Source organism: Desulfobacter sp. UBA2225 (assembly GCF_002348205.1).
In the GTDB taxonomy this organism is placed as follows: domain Bacteria; phylum Desulfobacterota; class Desulfobacteria; order Desulfobacterales; family Desulfobacteraceae; genus Desulfobacter; species Desulfobacter postgatei.
Genome location: NZ_DDYV01000219.1, coordinates 1 through 17,978 on the forward strand (window position 1 = coordinate 1; position 17,978 = coordinate 17,978).

General features: G+C 48.8%; 12 protein-coding genes and 1 pseudogene. All 13 read left to right on the top strand.

Going from position 1 to position 17,978, the window contains the following annotated elements:
• Positions 1-428: pseudogene (locus tag B3D59_RS11000) on the top strand (tRNA pseudouridine(55) synthase TruB); the annotation flags it as partial.
• Between the two features lie 149 nt (positions 429-577).
• Entirely contained in the window at positions 578-847 is a 270-nt protein-coding gene (rpsO, locus tag B3D59_RS11005) for a 30S ribosomal protein S15 (RefSeq protein ID WP_286819773.1), read from the top strand.
• A 226-nt stretch (positions 848-1,073) separates the two neighbouring features.
• A complete protein-coding gene (gene pnp / locus B3D59_RS11010) occupies positions 1,074-3,176 on the top strand; it encodes a polyribonucleotide nucleotidyltransferase (protein WP_286819774.1) in 2,103 nt (700 codons plus the stop codon).
• Positions 3,154-3,942 (top strand): MBL fold metallo-hydrolase, encoded by a 789-nt coding sequence (locus tag B3D59_RS11015; protein ID WP_286819775.1) that lies wholly within the window; start codon positions 3,154-3,156, stop codon positions 3,940-3,942. The genes pnp and B3D59_RS11015 overlap by 23 nt, the downstream gene beginning before the upstream one ends.
• A gap of 125 nt (positions 3,943-4,067) precedes the next feature.
• Complete coding sequence (locus tag B3D59_RS11020) at positions 4,068-6,545, top strand: PAS domain S-box protein (RefSeq protein ID WP_286819776.1); 2,478 nt, start codon at positions 4,068-4,070, stop codon at positions 6,543-6,545.
• Positions 6,546-6,731: 186 nt separating this feature from the next.
• Positions 6,732-7,466 carry a substrate-binding periplasmic protein gene (locus tag B3D59_RS11025; protein WP_286819777.1) on the top strand — a complete coding sequence of 245 codons (735 nt, stop codon included), beginning with the start codon at positions 6,732-6,734 and terminating at the stop codon, positions 7,464-7,466.
• Positions 7,463-8,515: a hypothetical protein gene (locus B3D59_RS11030; protein ID WP_286819778.1), complete on the top strand. Its 1,053-nt coding sequence runs from the start codon at positions 7,463-7,465 to the stop codon at positions 8,513-8,515. Before B3D59_RS11025 ends, B3D59_RS11030 begins: the two co-directional genes overlap by 4 nt.
• Positions 8,516-8,728: 213 nt before the next feature.
• A complete protein-coding gene (locus B3D59_RS11035) occupies positions 8,729-10,192 on the top strand; it encodes an efflux transporter outer membrane subunit (protein ID WP_286819780.1) in 1,464 nt (487 codons plus the stop codon).
• Between the two features lie 3 nt (positions 10,193-10,195).
• Entirely contained in the window at positions 10,196-11,380 is a 1,185-nt protein-coding gene (locus B3D59_RS11040) for an efflux RND transporter periplasmic adaptor subunit (RefSeq protein WP_286819781.1), read from the top strand.
• Complete coding sequence (locus B3D59_RS11045) at positions 11,380-14,502, top strand: efflux RND transporter permease subunit (protein WP_286819782.1); 3,123 nt, start codon at positions 11,380-11,382, stop codon at positions 14,500-14,502. Before B3D59_RS11040 ends, B3D59_RS11045 begins: the two co-directional genes overlap by 1 nt.
• Entirely contained in the window at positions 14,495-15,643 is a 1,149-nt protein-coding gene (locus tag B3D59_RS11050) for a DUF362 domain-containing protein (protein ID WP_286819783.1), read from the top strand. The genes B3D59_RS11045 and B3D59_RS11050 overlap by 8 nt, the downstream gene beginning before the upstream one ends.
• Positions 15,644-15,955: 312 nt before the next feature.
• Positions 15,956-17,419 (top strand): catalase, encoded by a 1,464-nt coding sequence (locus B3D59_RS11055; RefSeq protein ID WP_286819784.1) that lies wholly within the window; start codon positions 15,956-15,958, stop codon positions 17,417-17,419.
• A gap of 199 nt (positions 17,420-17,618) precedes the next feature.
• Positions 17,619-17,978: transposase (locus B3D59_RS11060; RefSeq protein WP_286819785.1), on the top strand; the 360-nt coding region annotated here is incomplete at its 3' end.

Here is a 17,978-nt window from a genome sequence, read left to right on the forward strand (position 1 = left end):
GGGGTACTTATATTCGCAGTCTGGCCCACGATATCGGGGTGGCATTGGCGTGCGGTGCCCATTTGTCTGCATTGCAGCGCACCCGGTCCGGTCAGTTTAAAATTGAGCATGCTCTGGATCTTGATTGCTTTGAAAAAATGTCACCCTCCGATATAGATGCCCGGTTTATATGCATGTCCAGATGTCTGGATTTTCTTCCGGCAATAGTTGCAAACAGTGAAACAGCCGGAAAAGTTAAGCATGGCCAGCCTTTGTCTGTGACAGAATTTCCCATGCCCGATACACTGCTGATTGCCGGTGATAAAAACCAGGCCCAAAACAGTATGTTGGATATCCGGGTGCTGGATTCCGATGATAACCTGCTGGCAATTGTAACCCCGGATAAATACGGGAAAACATACAAATATTGTTGCGTTTTTAATGCGTAACTGGTAAAAATATCAGACTAAGTCTTCGATGTCTGAATAGTTTATTGGCTTTTTTCTGAATGGAATATTGGATAAAAGGCAATTTATGTGAACCTCTTGCATATTTATGGCATCGAATTTTTATTTATTCCAAATAAAGGAGTCTTACAGTGGTACTACTTGCAGAAAACAAAGAGGAGATGATTGAAAAATTCAAGCTCCATGAGTCCGACACCGGTTCGCCTGAAGTTCAGGTGGCCATTTTAACCCACAGGGTAAGCTATCTGACTGATCATTTGAAGGCCCATAAAAAGGATCACCATTCAAGACGGGGGCTTTTAATCCTGGTCGGCCGGCGAAGAAGTCTTCTGGACTATCTCAAGAAGAAAGATATTAACAGATATCGTTCATTGATCGAGAAGCTCGGACTCAGAAGATAAAATGACTTTAAACCGGTTTTTGATGCGTTTTGGGTCAAAAACCGGTTTTTGTTTTCAGCAGGGCGGTACAAGACGGGAATGGCTTTTATATAAGTTCGCATCTTTGCTATCAAACCAATCTTGGCTCTTACGGAGATGTTTGATGGTAAATATGCGGGTTTATTATATTTAAGCCTGGTTTTCTCCCTTATGCCGCCCAATTTTTATTTTTTTTACAGGAGAATTTATGGAAAAAGTTGTTTCAGCCGATATCGGCGGCAAAGAATTAATTATCAGTACAGGAAAAATTGCCAAGCAGGCCTCCGGGTCTGTGACGGTTCAATATGGGGAAACAGTGGTGCTTGTAACGGCGGTGGCTGCCAAAGACCCCAAGGAAGACACAAGCTTTCTGCCCCTGTCCGTTGAATACCAGGAAAAAATTTATGCGGCGGGCAGAATTCCGGGGAACTATTTCAGACGGGAAATCGGCAGGCCTTCGGAACAAGAAACGTTAAATGCCCGTCTAATTGACCGGCCCATCCGGCCTTTGTTCGAAGATGGCTATAATTTTGAAACCCAGGTGATCGCAACCGTGATGTCCACGGATAAATTATGCGAACCGGGCATTCTTGCCATGATCGGGGCTTCTGCTGCCCTTGAAATTTCAGACATCCCCTTTAACGGCCCCATTGCCGGTGTCAAGGTGGGACGGGTGAACGGACAGTTTATTGCCAACCCCACGCCGGCACAGATGGAACAAAGTGACATAGATCTGACCGTGGCCGGTTCCAAAACCGGTGTGGTCATGGTGGAAGCCGGTGCTGACATCGTATCTGAAACTGACATGCTGGATGCTATTTTCTTTGGTCATCAAGCCATGCAGCCTGCCATTGCCCTGCAGGAAGAGTTGAAAAGCACCGTGGGTAAGGAAAAACGCATATTTACACCGCCTGAAAAGGACGAGGCGCTTGCCGCCAAGGTTCAGGAGTGGGCCTGGGATAAGGTTCATGAAAAGGTTCAGATTAAAACCAAAATTGAGCGTCAGAACGCCATCAGCGCACTTAAGGATGAGACGGTTGCCCGATTTGAATCTGAGTATCCGGAAAAAGTCAAAGAGATCAAGGAGGTTTTCAGCAAAATCGTGAAAAAAGTCTCCAGGGATATTGTTCTCAAAGAAGGCAGACGAATTGACGGCCGTGCCTTTGATGAGGTTCGTCAGATCACCTGTGAAGTGGGCTGTCTGCCACGCCCCCATGGTTCGGCCTTGTTTACTCGTGGTGAAACACAGGTTTTGGGCGTCCTTACCCTGGGTTCCGGGCTGGACGAACAGCGTATAGAGACCCTGGACTCCAATACGGAGACCCGGAAATTTATGCTTCACTATAATTTCCCTCCCTATTCCGTTGGCGAGGTGAAGCGTCCGGGCGGTCCGTCCCGCCGGGATATCGGCCATGGGAATTTGGCCCACAGGGCATTGAGCCCGGTTATTCCACCCCATGATGAATTCGAATATACCATTCGTCTGGTGGGCGAAGTCATGGAATCCAACGGGTCATCTTCCATGGGAACCGTATGTTCCGGATGCCTGGCCCTGATGGATGGGGGGGTGCCCATTAAAGCCCCGGTATCCGGCATCGCCATGGGGCTGGTCTCTGATGAAAACAATACGGTTGTCCTTTCCGATATCCTTGGGGACGAGGACCATTTCGGCGACATGGACTTCAAGGTTGCCGGTACTAAGGACGGCATCACCGCGTTGCAGATGGATATTAAAATCAAAGAACTGTCCAGACAGATTATGGAAACTGCTTTGAACCAGGCCAATGGCGGCCGCCTGCATATTCTGCAGAAAATGCTCGATACCCTGAATGAGGCAAGGGCGGAGATATCTCCCCGTGCGCCGAAGATCGTGTCCATACAGATCAACAAGGACAAAATCCGGGATATCATCGGTCCGGGCGGCAAAGTAATCCGGGCGCTGCAGACCGAGACCAACACCATCATTGAGGTGAATGATGACGGCATTGTGAAGATTGCCGCGGAAAACGAAGAAGATTCCGCCAAGGCCATGGCCATGGTTAAAGACATTGCCATGGATCCGGAGATCGGTGCCATCTATGAAGGAGCCGTGGTAAAAATTACGGACTTTGGTGCCTTTGTAAACATCAAGTCCGGCACGGACGGTCTGGTTCACATTTCGGAATTGGCAGACTACCGGGTTAAGACGGTTACAGATGTGGTCAAGGAAGGCCAAGTGATCAAGGTCAAGGTGCTGGATATCACCCGGGACGGAAAAATAAAGCTTTCCTATAAAGCAGCCCAAAAAGATGCAGAAGAAGCGGGAAAATAGCTCATTCTGCCTGTGTCCCCTTGCCAGCGGCAGCAAGGGGAATGCTATCTTTGTATCCACACCGGATACTGCCGTACTTGTTGATGCAGGGCTTTCAGGCATAGAGACCCAGCGCCGGATGGCTGCTGTGGGAAGATCTGCACAAGACCTGAAAGCCATCATCATCACCCACGAACACACCGATCACATTAAAGGGGCAGGGGTATTGAGCCGCAGGTTTGATATTCCTGTTTATGTGACGAAAGAAACCTTTAATGCCTGCCAGGGCTTAGGCAAAATTGAGCGCCTTAATTTTTTTGAATGCGGGACTGCCTTTGAAATCGGCTCCCTGGCTGTCACCCCCTTCTCCATCAGCCACGATGCCTGCGATCCTGCAGGTCTTACCTTGAAACACCAGGGAAAAAAGATCGGCATCGCCACGGACCTTGGCGTGGTCACAAATCTTGTCCGAACCCATCTAAGCTGTGTCAATGCGCTCTATATTGAGGCCAACCATGATCCGGACATGCTTATGACCGGCCCTTATCCCTGGCATCTGAAGCAGCGGATTCAGTCGCGAATCGGTCATCTTTCCAACCAGGATGCAAGCAATCTGGTGACAGATGTTTTTCATAAGGATCTTGACCATGTGATTCTCGCCCATTTAAGCGAGGAAAACAATTCTCCTGAAAAAGCAGCCACAGAGATCTCTAAAAATCTTGATCCTTTTTCCACGGCACTGCATGTTGCCGGACCGGATCAGCCCGGTGAAATGATCTGGCTGTAGTTCAAGGCCGGGATAAACGCCGGAAGATTGACATCGACCACTTATTGCGGTTAGGATGTATTTGTATTTTTTTAACCTAAAACGATTCCCACCATATTGATCAACTTTGGAGATTTGTTTGCTTTATGACTTCTTCAAGTTTTATTGGACTGGTTAACAACGCTGCACTTCTACTCGCTTTAGGCTTAATCTACGACTTGTTAGATTTTAGACAGCATGGGGAAAATTCTCTTTCGCAACAGTTAGTTAGCGGCCTTATTTTAGGCGCTATAGGGGTTGCAATAATGTTAAACCCTTGGGCTTTTGGCCATGGAATAGTTTTCGACACACGATCCATACTTTTATGCATTTCCGGATTTTTCTTTGGTTTCATTCCGTTATCTTTAGTGGTTATCGTAACTGGTACCTTCCGTCTTATCATTGGTGGAACAGGGATGTGGATCGGTTTGGCTGTCATAATATCATCAGGTGGGATAGGGTTGGCGTGGCAGTATTTTCTCCGTAACAAAGCCAGGCATCCTAAAACGTCAGAACTCTACCTTTTAGGCATTGTGGTCCATGTGGTCATGTTGGTCTGGATGCTCTTTTTACCATGGGAGACTGCCAAAAACGTTTTGGCAACAATAACCATACCCGTAATGCTGATTTATCCGATGGGCACTGCAGCCCTGGGAAAACTTTTAGTCAGTAGGGAAAAACGCAGAGAATCAGAAAACAGGCTCCAAAAAAGTGAAGAAAAGTTTCGCTGTCTTTTCCAGTATCATATAGCCGCCCAACTTATCCTTGACCCTGATACAGGTCAAATTGTCGATGCGAATAAAGCTGCAGAAAATTTCTATGGCTGGTCCGTGGCTGAACTGCAATGTAAATGTGCTCAGGAGATAAATACGCTTCCACCGGAACAGGTTGCACTTAGGATGAAAAAGGCAAAATCTCTGAAACGATTCCACTCCGAATTTAAGCACCGGCTTGCTGATGGGTCCATCCGGGATGTTGAGGTGTATAGCAGCAGCATCGAAATAGAGGGGAGGCAACTTTTACACTCAATAATCCATGACATTTCGGATCGTCAAAAAGCAGAAGAAGCATTGAGAGCAAGCGAGGATAGATTCCGCAAAATGATTGAAGATGCCCCTGATCCAATTTTTATCCAAACACAGATGCATTTTTCATATCTCAATAAAAAAGCGCTCAACCTTTTTGGAGCCAAAGATGCCCAGGAACTCATTGGATCACCGGTAATGGAAAGATTTCACCCAGACTATCATGAGAGCGTCAAGCAGCGCATCAAAGGGTTGAATGAACATTGCAAGCCTGCAGAGTTAATGGAGCAGAAATATCTACGCATGGACGGCTCGACAGTGCTGGTGGAAGTAACCGCACAACCGATTATGTATGAGGATAATGACGGGGCGTTGGTATTTGTTCGTGATGTCACGGAACGAAAAAACCTTGAGGCGCAATTGATGCAGGCCCAAAAAATGGAATCAGTAGGTCGGCTGGCCGGCGGGATCGCTCACGATTACAACAATATGCTGAGTATCATTCTTGGATATACTGATTTTGCTTTTGAAAAAATCGATACAAAACATCCACTATTTTCAGATCTTGAACAAATTCATACTGCTGCCGAGCGTTCGGTAGATATTACCCGACAATTGTTAGCCTTTTCACGAAAGCAGACCATTGAGCCGACGCTTTTGGACCTTAACGAATCCGTAGAGGGTATGCTCAAGATGCTGCGACGTTTAATCGGCGAGGACATTGATATTGTATGGCACCCTGGCGAACATCTGTGGCCGGTTTTTATGGACCCTTCTCAATTAAATCAAATGATAGTCAACCTGTGTGTGAACGCTCGTGATGCCATTAAAAACGTTGGTAAAATAACTATTGAGACAAGTACCAAGAGTTTTGATGACGAATACTGCGCGGAACATGTTGGGTTCAGGCCCGGAGATTACATAATGGTTGCGGTAAGCGATGACGGGTGTGGCATGGATAAGGACCTTCAATCGCACATATTCGAGCCGTTTTTCACAACCAAGGAAATGGGGAAAGGGACAGGCTTAGGGTTATCTACTGTTTATGGGATTGTCAAGCAAAACAACGGATTCATAAATGTTTACAGTGAGCCTGGACAAGGAAGCTCTTTCAGGATTTATATACCCAGACCCGAAGCCTTGTTAAAAAAATTGGAAAAGAAAAAACCTACACTCCCTTACGCCGGTGGAGATGAAACGATTCTATTGGTGGAAGATGATCAGGCAATCCTAAAAATGACGAAAATGATGTTGGAGCGGGTTGGATACTCCGTTCTTTCTGCCAGCAAACCCGAGGAAGCCATTGAGATAGCGAATAAATACTCAGGGCAAATTCACTTGTTCATAACCGATGTGGTCATGCCTGAAATGAACGGGCGAGATCTGTCTAAAAACATCCTTTCCATTTATCCAAATTTGAAAACATTGTTCATGTCCGGGTACACCGCTAACGTCATTGCACACCACGGCGTTTTGGATGAAGGAGTTAATTTCATCCAGAAACCGTTTTCACGAGAACAGATTAGCGTAAAGGTAAGGGAATTGCTGGATGGAGATTAGGGCCGAGTTGCACATAATTATCCAATCCATCAGTGTTTTGAGGCTGGAAAAATAATGGATAGCAAAACGACTTAAACCTGATATGTTTTACAGTGTTGAGGGATGATGTGGTTGCTAAAAAGTTAAAAGCCCGCATTGCTTAAACATGTTGCATAAATAAAAACGAACAAATAACAATAAGGAATCATGAACAAAAAATATTTAATTTTTCCTGGGCTGCTGTACGCAATTGCAATGGTTCTGACGACTATTTCCGTTGCCGAAACCCGAAACCTTCGAATCAACTGTACCTTTCATTCTTCTTATGAACAGTTTTTTTTTCGGTTGGTGGAAGAGGCTGGTGCCCGGAATTCGATCACTATAACGCAAAACACTCCCCCGGTGGGCAGGTCCCTGATTCATGTAAACCAAGGAATTGATGACGGGGATGGCCCTCGAATCAGCGGCCTTTCAGACAGTTTCCCCAATCTGGTTCATGTGCCTGAACCGTTTGGTGAGTTTGAGTTCGGTGCCTTCACCCGGGACCAAGATCTCAGCATAAATAGCTGGGAAGACTTGTCAGAATTGAATGTAGCGTATATCCACGGGTGGAAAATTTTTGACCTTCACGTCACATCTGCCAAATCCATCACAAAAGTCAAAAATGCCGACCTTCTGTTCAATTTGCTGGCAAACGACCGTGCAGATGTTGTTTTGATTACCAAACTGGCCGGATATGATATGATTCACAAGTTAAAACTGAAAAACACTCGTTTTCTGGAACCGGCTCTGGCTGTCAAGCCCAATTATCTTTACCTGAACAAGCGGCATGAATCCCTGTTATTACCGCTGGCAGAAACCATCAGGGAAATCAAAAAGGATGGCACCTACTCAAGACTTTACCATGAGATGATATCTCCCTATCTCCCGGATGTAAAATGAACCCCACTTTTCAAGGGTCAGCTAATAACATTATTGCTAAGCAATTGATAAGAAAAACCCTGCTGTTTGCCGGCTTGACAATGCTACTGCTGTCCATCATCATCGGATGTGTTGCTTACTATTTTGAAAAAGAGAGCCTTCAGCGACAATTCCATAAAATTGAATCCAGTTGTATCGATTCCATCCGGACTGCTCTGTGGATCAGTGACACAGAAATGATAGATGCCCTGTTGATGGGTATCGGCGACTTTCATGAAATTGAATATGCAGGCATTTATGTCAATGGAATTCTTTTTTCTGAAACCGGCCAAAAATCCACCGATCAAGAAATGGACTGGATCTCTCCCATCACACATCTGTATGATGGAAAAACTTATCAACTGGGGGAACTGCACGTACAGAAAAACGATGGCTTTGTGAAAAAACAAATTTTCCGGACGGTTTTCATTGCCGTCGCCACACAGGTACTCAGCATTTTAATCATCTGCGGAGCTGTGCTATGGTTGATGTATCATTCAGTGATTCAGCGGCTTCTGGTCATTACCAGTTATACCTCCGCTATGTCCATGGAATCACTGGGAACCCCTCTGATTCTTGAAAAATCCAGTGAACCGCCGGATGAATTGGATGCACTGACCGATGCCATTAATCACATGAGACTAAATCTGCATCATGAATTCATTCACAGAAAAAAAGCAGAGGACAGTGTCCGGGAACATCGGGATAATCTGGAAAAAATTGTGGAAGAAAGAACCGGTATTTTAAAATCGACCAATGAAAAATTGATACAGGAAATTGATGAGCGCAAAGAAATTGAGTCAGAACGGGAAGCGCTTATTGAAAAACTGCAAGACGCTTTATCAGATATCAAACAATTGACTGGACTCTTACCCATCTGTTCCCATTGCAAAAAAATCAGAGACGACAAAGGTTATTGGCAACAGATTGAGCAGTATATACATGAACATTCAGATGCTCAGTTCAGTCATGGTATTTGTCAGGAATGTGCCAAAAAGTACTACCCAGATATGGAGCTTTATGAGGAATAGCAGAGCGACAAATATGTCTATTTATGTGGGGTGCAATCCTTACCAGTAAAAGCGTTGACTACTTTTGTTGTTGGTGGTCTGAAATATAAAATTGGGCCGATTAAAAATAAATATCAGATCTAAAAGGCGCCCAAGATATCAATCAAATGATCTGGCTATAGCTGAAAAGCCATGGTATATTCCTGTCTGCCAATAATTTTAAAGTGATGGACAGTGGGCTGTGAAATAATGCGCTATGCTTTGATCTCCATTGTACTGATGTCGGGTTTTTTTATTTCCGGCTGCAATCTGATATCCCCCGAGCCTGCCGCTGTAATGCCTGTTGATATCCCTGATGCCTATGTTTATGATACAGGTGTTCACACGCCCCCAATCAGCAAAGAACATCCGGATGGCGGGTGGTGGCAGCAATTTGGTATCGATGAGCTGAGTCAACTCATTCAAACAGGTCTTGGCCGCAACTATGATCTGCAGGTGCTTAAAGCCCGGGCTGATCAGGCCCTGGCTGATGTGAAAAGCGAAAAATCAAACCCTGGTCCTTTTCTTGATTACTTTCTTGGGGGCGAACGCACCTATTCCCAATCTAAAACCCGGGGTCAGTCTATCGCCAGGGATCATGAAAACACTTATTCCGCTTCCCTGGATGCTGAATATACCCTGGATCTGTGGGGGAAAAATCGTGCCGATGTGAATGCAAGGGAGTTGGAATACCTTGCTGCGGTCCGGGATTTGGAGGATGGGGCGCTGACCTTGTCCACGGATATTGCCTATACCTGGGTGGATATTCTGTCTGTTCGGATTCGTATGGAAGTGCTTGCGCGGCAGATAGAAGCCAACCGGATGACACTAAAACTGCAGGAGCTTCGTTTTATCAACGGCAAGGCCACAGCCCTTGATGTCTCCCAGCAGCGCGAAGCCCTGGCTCAGGTTCTTTCTGCCATGCCTTTGCTTGAAAAAGAAGAAAAGCAACTGCTGAATGTTATGGGCCTGTATCTGGGGCGGACACCGGGGACGCCTGTGGCCGTCTCTACCGGCGATCTGCCCCAAAGTTTTCTGGCCCCCCAGCCCGGTATTCCCTCCGATTTGCTCGAAAACAGGGCCGATATTAAGGCTGCCCGGATGCGTCTTAAAGCGGCTGCCCTCGATGTGGAGGCGGCCAAGGCCGATTTATTACCGCAACTGACCCTGTCTGCCTCGGCCGCTTTTTCCAGCGGTTCCCTGGACCTGCTGTTCCAGAACTGGGTGCTCTCCCTGGGCGCTGCCCTGGCTGGCCCTTTGCTGGACGGCGGGGCGCTCGAAGCCGAAATCGAACGCACCCGGGCCGTGGTTCGTGAATCACTTAATGTCTACGCTAAAACCGTTGCCACTGCCATTTGCCAGGTGGAGGATGCCCTGGTGGCCATTGACCGGCAGAAAACCTACATTGAACTTTTAGCGCAGCAGCTGGCAGCCGTTAAAGTGACCCTGCAGGATGCCCGGGTTCAGTACCTGAACGGTCAGAGCAGTTATCTGAACTATCTTGCGGCCTGGGCCTCCATGGAAAGCCTGGAGCGTCAACTCATCAGCGAACAGGCAACCTATGTCAAAGAACGAATTGCTCTTTATAAAGCAACCGGCTGGCGGCGTGAGTTTTTCAAAGCACCCCCGGCACAAGATAAAAATACCGGAGCCAACTGATTTATGAAACGGATTGCTTCACACACATCCCTGGGTGTAACCCTTTTGAAAATTATTCTGCCTGTCTGTCTGATTGGCCTGGGTGTTATCGGTTTTTGGTACTACAAATCAAAAGCCGTGAAATTCAACCGTAAACCTGCTGTCAAAACAGCTCCGGTGGTCGATATCATGAAAGTGAATCCCAGCCGTGTTACTGCACAGATCCGGGCCATGGGTACGGTTCAGGCGGATCGGGAGGTGGTGATTAAATCCCAGGTGGCCGGCACGGTCATCCAGGTGGCCCCGGAATTTGTCCAGGGGGGATTAATCCGCAAGGGCCAGCTCATGGTCCGGATTGATCCGGCGGACTATGCGCTGGCCGTGAACAAGGCCCAAAGCGCTTTGGCCCATGCCCAGGCTGATTTTGAAATTGAAAAGGGGCGGCAGCAGATTGCAAGGGAAGAGCTCAAACTCATGTCCATGATGTCGCCCAATGAGGTGAAAGAGACCAGCCTGGTGTTGAGAAAACCCCAGCTTGAACAGGCCGGGGCTGCCGTGGCAAGTGCTCAAAGCGACCTTGAAACCGCCCGCCTCGACCTGGAACGTACCCGGATAATTGCCCCCTTCCATGCGCTGGTGCGATCCAAAGAGGTGGATGCCGGTGCTATGACCGCAGCCCAGGGCGCCCTTGCCACCCTGGTGGACGTGACCTGCTACCAGGTGGAAGTCCAGGTGCCCCTGGATCGCCTGGACCGGATTCGGGTGCATGAAACCAACGGGAGCCCTGTGCGTATTCGTTCCCTTTATGCGGGCCGGGAATGGGATGGACATGTGGTGCGGACCACCGGGGCGGTAACCGAGCAAAGCCGCATGGCAGGCGTCATTATCCGGGTGGATGATCCCTTGGGGCTCGGGCCGGCCAAAGGGCGTCCTGCCATGCTGCTTGATGATCACGTTGAAGCGCTGATTGAGGGTCAGGTTTTTGACAATGTGTTTTCTCTGCCCCGGACCCTGATCCGGGAGGATTCCAGTTTGTGGATATATAAGGACGGGCGCCTGGAGATCCTTAAGGTGGCACCCGTGTGGATTGAAAATGACCGGGTGTTCATCCAGTCCGGACTTTCCCCTGGTGATCTTGTGATCTGCTCTGATCTTTCCGCGCCTGTCTCGGGCATGGCCGCGACCCTTGCTTTGGGGGAGAGCCGGTAATGCCTGAACATAATCCTGGTTTTTCCGGTCCTGCAGGGCAGGGTCCAAGAGATGCCATGGCCTGGATGGCCGGCAACACGGTGGCTGCCAATCTGCTCATGGCGATTTTCCTTGTGGGTGGTCTTTTTATGGCATTTAACATCAAGCAGGAAGTGTTCCCCGAATTCTCCATGGATTCGGTGAATATTTCGGTCTCCTATCCCGGGGCCAGCCCCGAAGAGGTGGAGTCCGGTATTATTCTGGCTGTGGAAGAGGCGGTGCGGGACCTTGAAGGCATTGATGAAATTACCTCCCAGGCCTCGGAAGGCCGTGCGTCGATCACCATAGAAGCCCTGGACGGTGCTGATGTCACCCGGTTGTGGCAGGAGATCAAAAGCGAGGTCGACCGGATTGAGACCTTTCCGGATGAGGCTGAAGATCCGGTGATCGCCATTACCTCCCGGCAGCGGGAAGTGGTACGTCTGGCCCTTTACGGGGATGCCCCGGAAACCACCATGCGGGATCTTGCCGATGATATCAGGGACAGGTTTTTGTCCGATCCTGAAATTACCCAGGTGGAACTGGAAGGCGTCAGGGAGCGTGAAATCCTGGTGGAGATCTCCACCAATACCCTGCGGCGCTACGGCATGACCCTGTCCGATGTGGCGGATGCCGTCTCCACGGCTTCGGTGGAACTGGGCGGCGGCGCCATCAAGTCCGGGGGCGGAGATATCCTGCTGCGCATCAAATCCCGGAAAGACTATGCCCGACAATATGCAAAACTGCCCATTTTCACCCGGGAAGACGGCTCCCAATTGGTTTTGTCCGATATCGCCAAAGTAAGCGAAGGATTTGAGGATTCGCAGTCCTGGGCTTCATTTAACGGCAAGCGGGCCGTTACCATTGCTGTTTACCGGGTGGGAAAACAGACCCCCACCAAGGTGGCGCAAGCCACCAAAAAGATGCTGGAAAGCATTAATGAGGAGTTACCAGAAGGGATTCATTTGAGCATTGTCAGGGATTTGTCCATGGTTTTTACCCAAAGGGCGGATCTTTTGCTGAGTAACGCCTATATGGGACTTGCCCTGGTCTTTTTGTGTCTTGCCCTGTTCCTTGAGATTCGTCTGGCTCTCTGGGTCAGCATGGGTATTCCCGTTTCATTTTTAGGCTCCTTTATCTTTTTGTCCGCAGCCGATTTCACCATCAATATGGTAAGCATGTTTGCCTTTATCGTGACATTGGGCATTGTGGTGGACGATGCCATAGTGGTGGGGGAAAATATCTATTATTGCCGGCGCCAGGGCATGGGGTTCCTGGATGCCGCCACCCAGGGAACAAAAACTGTTGCTGTTCCTGTTTTTTTTTCGGTAGCCACCAATATGGTCACCTTTATGCCCATCATGTACATCCCGGGTGAAATGGGGAAGATTTTTAAAACCATGCCTCTGGTGGTGGCGGCGGTGTTTGGTGTCTCTTTGATCGAAAGTCTGTTTATCCTGCCGGCCCATTTAAGCCACCGCAACCGCCCTTTGTTTTTTCCTTTGAATGTTCTCGAAGCGTGGCAGGAAAGGTTTTCTGAACAGTTTGAAACCATTGTCAAATCTGTGTACGGGAGGCTGATGTCTGTGCTGCTTTCCTGGCGGTATACGGTTGTTACCCTGGGACTTGCCCTGCTGCTGATCACCTTCGGATATGTAAAATCCGGAAAAATGGGTATGGTTCCGTTTCCCAAGGTCGAGTCCGATTACGCCTTCTGTGAGATTTACCTGCCCTATGGCACGCCTGAAAGCAAGGTGCGTGAAGTGGAATCCGATCTGGTGGCATCAGCTGAAAAGACCGTTGCGGAAAATGGTAAAGAAGCTTTGTCCACGGGGATTTTTTCCCAGGTCGAAGAGAACCATATCGAAATGAGGATCTATCTGACCGATCCCGAGGTGCGTCCGATATCCACCTCCGAGGTGACCCGGATTTGGCGCGAAAAAACCGGCGTGGTTTCAGGCCTTGAGACCATTACCTTTGAATCGAACCGGGGCGGTCCCGGTTCCGGTAAAAGTCTGACTGTTTCCCTGAGCCACAGGGATACGGATACCCTGAACCGGGCCGGTGAGGACCTTGCCCGGCATCTGGCTGAATATCCCATGGTGTCGGACATTGATGACGGATCTGCCCAGGGAAAACGGCAGTTCGATATCACCCTGACCCCTGCCGGCCACCGCATGGGGCTGACCCCGAGAACCATTGCCGTCAAAATCCGGAATGCTTATCAGGGCGTTGAGGCCGTAAAAAATCAGCGCGGAAGAAACGAGGTTACGGTACGGGTGCGCCTGGCCGAAGGCGAACGTATTTCCGAAACCGCATTTGAAAATTATGTGCTCAATACCCCCAATGGAGAGATCATGCTTCGGGATGCCATTGAAACGGTCAAGGGCCGGGCCTACACACAGATCAACCGGACCAACGGACGGCGTGAAATCCTGGTGACGGCCAATGTCAACCCGCAGTCGTTGTCTGAAAATATTGTCCAGGACATGAAGCAGAAGATCCTGCCGTCCCTTGTGAGCCTGTATCCGGGCCTGTCCTACGGGTTCAAGGGTCAACAGGAAGATGTCAAAGAGAGCGTGGGGGGCCTGCTCAAAGGTCTGTCTCTGGCGTTATTCTGTGTCTTTGCGCTTCTGGCCATCCCATTTAAGAGCTATTTTCAGCCGTTGATTATTATGTTATGCATCCCCTTCGGAATTATAGGAGCCGTGGCCGGCCATCTTATCATGGGATATTCCCTTTCCGTTATGAGTCTGTTCGGCATTGTGGCCATGTCCGGTGTGGTGGTCAACGACTCTTTGGTACTCATTGATTTTTCCAACCGGCTGGTACGCGGGGGGATGCCTGTGGCGGCTGCAATCAGGGCTGCAGGGATTCAGCGCTTCAGGCCTATTCTGTTGACCACGTTAACCACCTGCGGGGGACTGGCGCCGATCATCACGGAAACGTCTCGCCAGGCAAAGTTTCTTATTCCCATGGCCATCTCCCTGGGGTTCGGTATTTTTTTTGCCACACTGATTACTTTGGGGCTCGTGCCCTGTCTTTATCTGATATTAGAGGACATTAAAGGGCTCTTTAAACATGAGGATAGCGGCCATGGCTAAAGTGGCGCTTTGTGCCTGTCCGGATTATAATCCGGACAATGTGGCATCTGCAGTGGACCGGGCCGTGACGTTGTGCGGGGGCATGGAAAGGTTTGTCCGTCCTGGACAGCGTGTGCTGCTCAAACCAAATATGCTCAGTGCCGCGCCTTTGGAACGGCGGGTGACCACGGACCCGGCTGTCGTGCGTGCCGTGGGAAAACTTGTGTTAAAGGCGGGTGGACGGATCATTATCGGCGACAGTCCTGCCATTGACAAGGTCTCCCGTATTTCCCGGGTTAACGGCATCAAGGAGGTGGCTGTTGAACTCGGGGCAGATCTGATTGAATTTTGTCGGCCCACCCTGGTTAAAACCCCCCGGGGTTCGATATACCATGCCCTGGAGCTTGAAGAGACGGTCTTGAACGCTGATGTGGTCATCAATCTTCCCAAGCTGAAGACCCATTGCATGATGCTTTTAACCATGGGGGTTAAAAATCTTTTTGGCGCCGTGGTGGGTCCGCGTAAAAGCCAGTGGCATATGCATGCCGGGACAGACCGGATCATGTTTGCCGATCTTTTACTGGATATCTGCCGCACGCTCAAACCGGCCCTGACCATCCTTGACGGTGTCTGGGGTATGCAAGGCCGGGGGCCTAATAACGGCACCCCCTGCCATTTAGGCTTTCTGGCCGCCTCCCGTGATCCCCTGGCCATGGATCTGGCTATAGCGCCTCTGCTGGGAGTTCATCCGGCAAGTTTTCCGTTGTATAATGCGGCCGTCCGCAGGGGCCTTGCCAGATCTGATGGTTCTGGTACGCAGATGGTTGGTGACGATCCCAGTCAGATATTTCCCAAAGATTTTCAATTGCCGGTACTGGAATCGGTCATGCCGATGCCCGGATTCCTCTCCGGACTGATACGCAGGCACCTGACCTCCCGGCCTGTCCAGGACCCTGATCTGTGCCGGGATTGCGGAAAATGCGCAGCAGTCTGTCCGCCGGAAAGCCTTCGGTTTGTGGCGGCGCACCGGGCCGTCATTGATCATTTGACCTGTATCCGCTGTTATTGCTGCCAGGAGGTCTGCCCGGCTGACGCCATTCATTTTAAAACAGGCGCGCTGGTGGGAATTGTCGAGCGGTTGCGCGCCGTAATGCCTTATTGATCATCCGGTACATCAGGCAGATACCTTTTTTCAGCAGTATGGCGTGCTCAATCTGCTCAAAAAAGGGGCAAAGGAATGGATGCCGTTATCGAAAATATGCTTTCATGGCCTATAACTATACGGGATTTCTATAGAATTTTTAAATTGAGTGTTGCAATCTTCGACTGGAAATGTTTAACCCCCAAATATCTTTATTCTCCTTTTTGTGCCAACCTTTTGCATATAATGCTTGGATAATATTTTTTTTTCATGCTATACCGACTTGTACAATCCGTTAGTTTAATAAAACAATAACAAAAAAGGATAACAATAATGAAGGATGAGAACAATAAGCTCACAACCAATGCTGGGGCTCCGGTACCGGACAATCAGAACGTCATGACCGCTGGTCCTCGCGGCCCTCAGTTGCTTCAGGATGTCTGGTACCTGGAAAAAATGGCCCATTTTGATAGAGAGGTAATTCCCGAGCGACGGATGCACGCTAAGGGTTCCGGAGCTTATGGAACCTTCACCGTAACCCACGACATCACCCAATACACCCGCGCCAAGATCTTTTCTGAGATCGGTAAAAAAACTGAATTGTTTGCACGCTTTTCCACCGTGGCCGGAGAACGGGGTGCTGCAGACGCAGAACGTGATATTCGTGGTTTTGCACTTAAATTTTACACCGAGGAAGGCAACTGGGATATGGTGGGGAATAATACGCCGGTCTTCTTTTTACGCGATCCTCTCAAATTTCCAGACCTTAACCATGTCGTACATCGTGACCCTCGCACCAACCTCCGCAGTGCTAAAAACAACTGGGATTTTTGGACTTCCCTGCCCGAGGCATTGCATCAAGTGACAGTTGTTATGAGTGATCGCGGAATTCCAGCAAGCTTCCGCAATATGCATGGATTCGGCAGTCATACATTCAGCTTTATTAACGCTAAAAACGAGCGTTACTGGTGCAAATTTCATTTCCGCACCCAACAGGGCATCAAAAACCTAACCGATAAGGAAGCTGAAGCAGTAATCGGGAAATGTCGTGAAAGCAATCAACGCGACCTATACTACAGTATTGAGAATGGAGAATTCCCGCGCTGGACGATGTTTGTCCAGATTATGACCGAAGAAGAGGGCACCAAGCTTGCTTACAATCCTTTTGATTTGACGAAAGTCTGGTACAAAAAGGATTTTCCGCTAATTGAGGTCGGTTTTTTTGAGCTTAACAAAAACCCAGAGAATTATTTTGCTGAAGTCGAGCAATCGGCTTTCAATCCAGCCAGTGTGGTGCCGGGGATTAGCTTCTCGCCAGATAAGATGCTCCAGGGCAGACTTTTCTCCTATGGAGATACACAACGCTACCGGTTAGGTGTCAATCACCATCTGATCCCGGTAAACAAAGCCCGTTGTCCCTTCCATAGTTACCACCGCGACGGTCAAATGCGGGTGGACGGCAATTATGGTTCAACCCTTGGCTACGAGCCAAACAGCTATGGTGAATGGCAAGAACAGCCAGACTTCTCCGAGCCGCCTCTGGCATTGAGCGGTGCGGCAACTCACTGGAACGCGCGCGAGGATGACAGTGATTACTATACCCAGCCTGGAAAGCTTTTTCGCTTGATGAGTAAGGAGAAACAGGAGGTTCTGTTTGGCAACACTGCCCGTGCAATGGACGATGCACCGGAGATGATTAAAATCCGGCATATCGGCAACTGTTTGAAGGCCGATCCGGCGTACGGAGAAGGAGTGGCCAAGGCACTGGGCATTTCGTTGGACAAAGTTCCAAAATAGATAAAATAGGGGGACAATCCACGATTTTCTAATTGTATCTTCTTTCAAACTATCCAGATAGGGTGGGCAAAAGCGCAGCGTTGCCCACCATTGTATGTATAATCTTTTGTGCCTGAACGATAAATCAGATGAACGGTAATTGGGGTCAGAGTAAAATTAAGCGTTGAATTCACTCAAGAATGATGCTAAACAATGATCCATGGCTCGATTACAGCGCATAGCACCCAAAGACATCCCCATCCATATCATACAGAGGGGCAACAACCGGCAGGTTTGTTTTGGATCGGATGCGAATCATGAAGCTTTTGCAGAATGGTTGAAAGAATATTCACAAAAATACCATGTTGATGTACATGCATGGGTGATCATGACCAACCATGTTCATTTGCTGTGTACGCCCCGTAAAGAAAATGGTATCAGTCAAATGATGCAGGATCTGGGACGTCGTTACGTTCGATATTTTAATTATGAATACAAGCGCACCGGAAGCCTTTGGGATGGGCGTTATAAATCCTGTCTGATACAATCCGACATGTATTTGCTTGAAGTTTACAGGTAT

What these genes read in the sequence shown, in the direction of transcription:
- pnp (WP_286819774.1), top strand. Translation starts at nt 1,074, where the DNA reads ATGGAAAAAGTTGTTTCAGCCGATATCGGCGGCAAAGAATTAATTATC.
- B3D59_RS11015 (WP_286819775.1), top strand. Translation starts at nt 3,154, where the DNA reads ATGCAGAAGAAGCGGGAAAATAGCTCATTCTGCCTGTGTCCCCTTGCC.
- B3D59_RS11020 (WP_286819776.1), top strand. Translation starts at nt 4,068, where the DNA reads ATGACTTCTTCAAGTTTTATTGGACTGGTTAACAACGCTGCACTTCTA.
- B3D59_RS11025 (WP_286819777.1), top strand. Translation starts at nt 6,732, where the DNA reads ATGAACAAAAAATATTTAATTTTTCCTGGGCTGCTGTACGCAATTGCA.
- B3D59_RS11030 (WP_286819778.1), top strand. Translation starts at nt 7,463, where the DNA reads ATGAACCCCACTTTTCAAGGGTCAGCTAATAACATTATTGCTAAGCAA.
- B3D59_RS11040 (WP_286819781.1), top strand. Translation starts at nt 10,196, where the DNA reads ATGAAACGGATTGCTTCACACACATCCCTGGGTGTAACCCTTTTGAAA.
- B3D59_RS11045 (WP_286819782.1), top strand. Translation starts at nt 11,380, where the DNA reads ATGCCTGAACATAATCCTGGTTTTTCCGGTCCTGCAGGGCAGGGTCCA.
- B3D59_RS11050 (WP_286819783.1), top strand. Translation starts at nt 14,495, where the DNA reads ATGGCTAAAGTGGCGCTTTGTGCCTGTCCGGATTATAATCCGGACAAT.
- B3D59_RS11055 (WP_286819784.1), top strand. Translation starts at nt 15,956, where the DNA reads ATGAAGGATGAGAACAATAAGCTCACAACCAATGCTGGGGCTCCGGTA.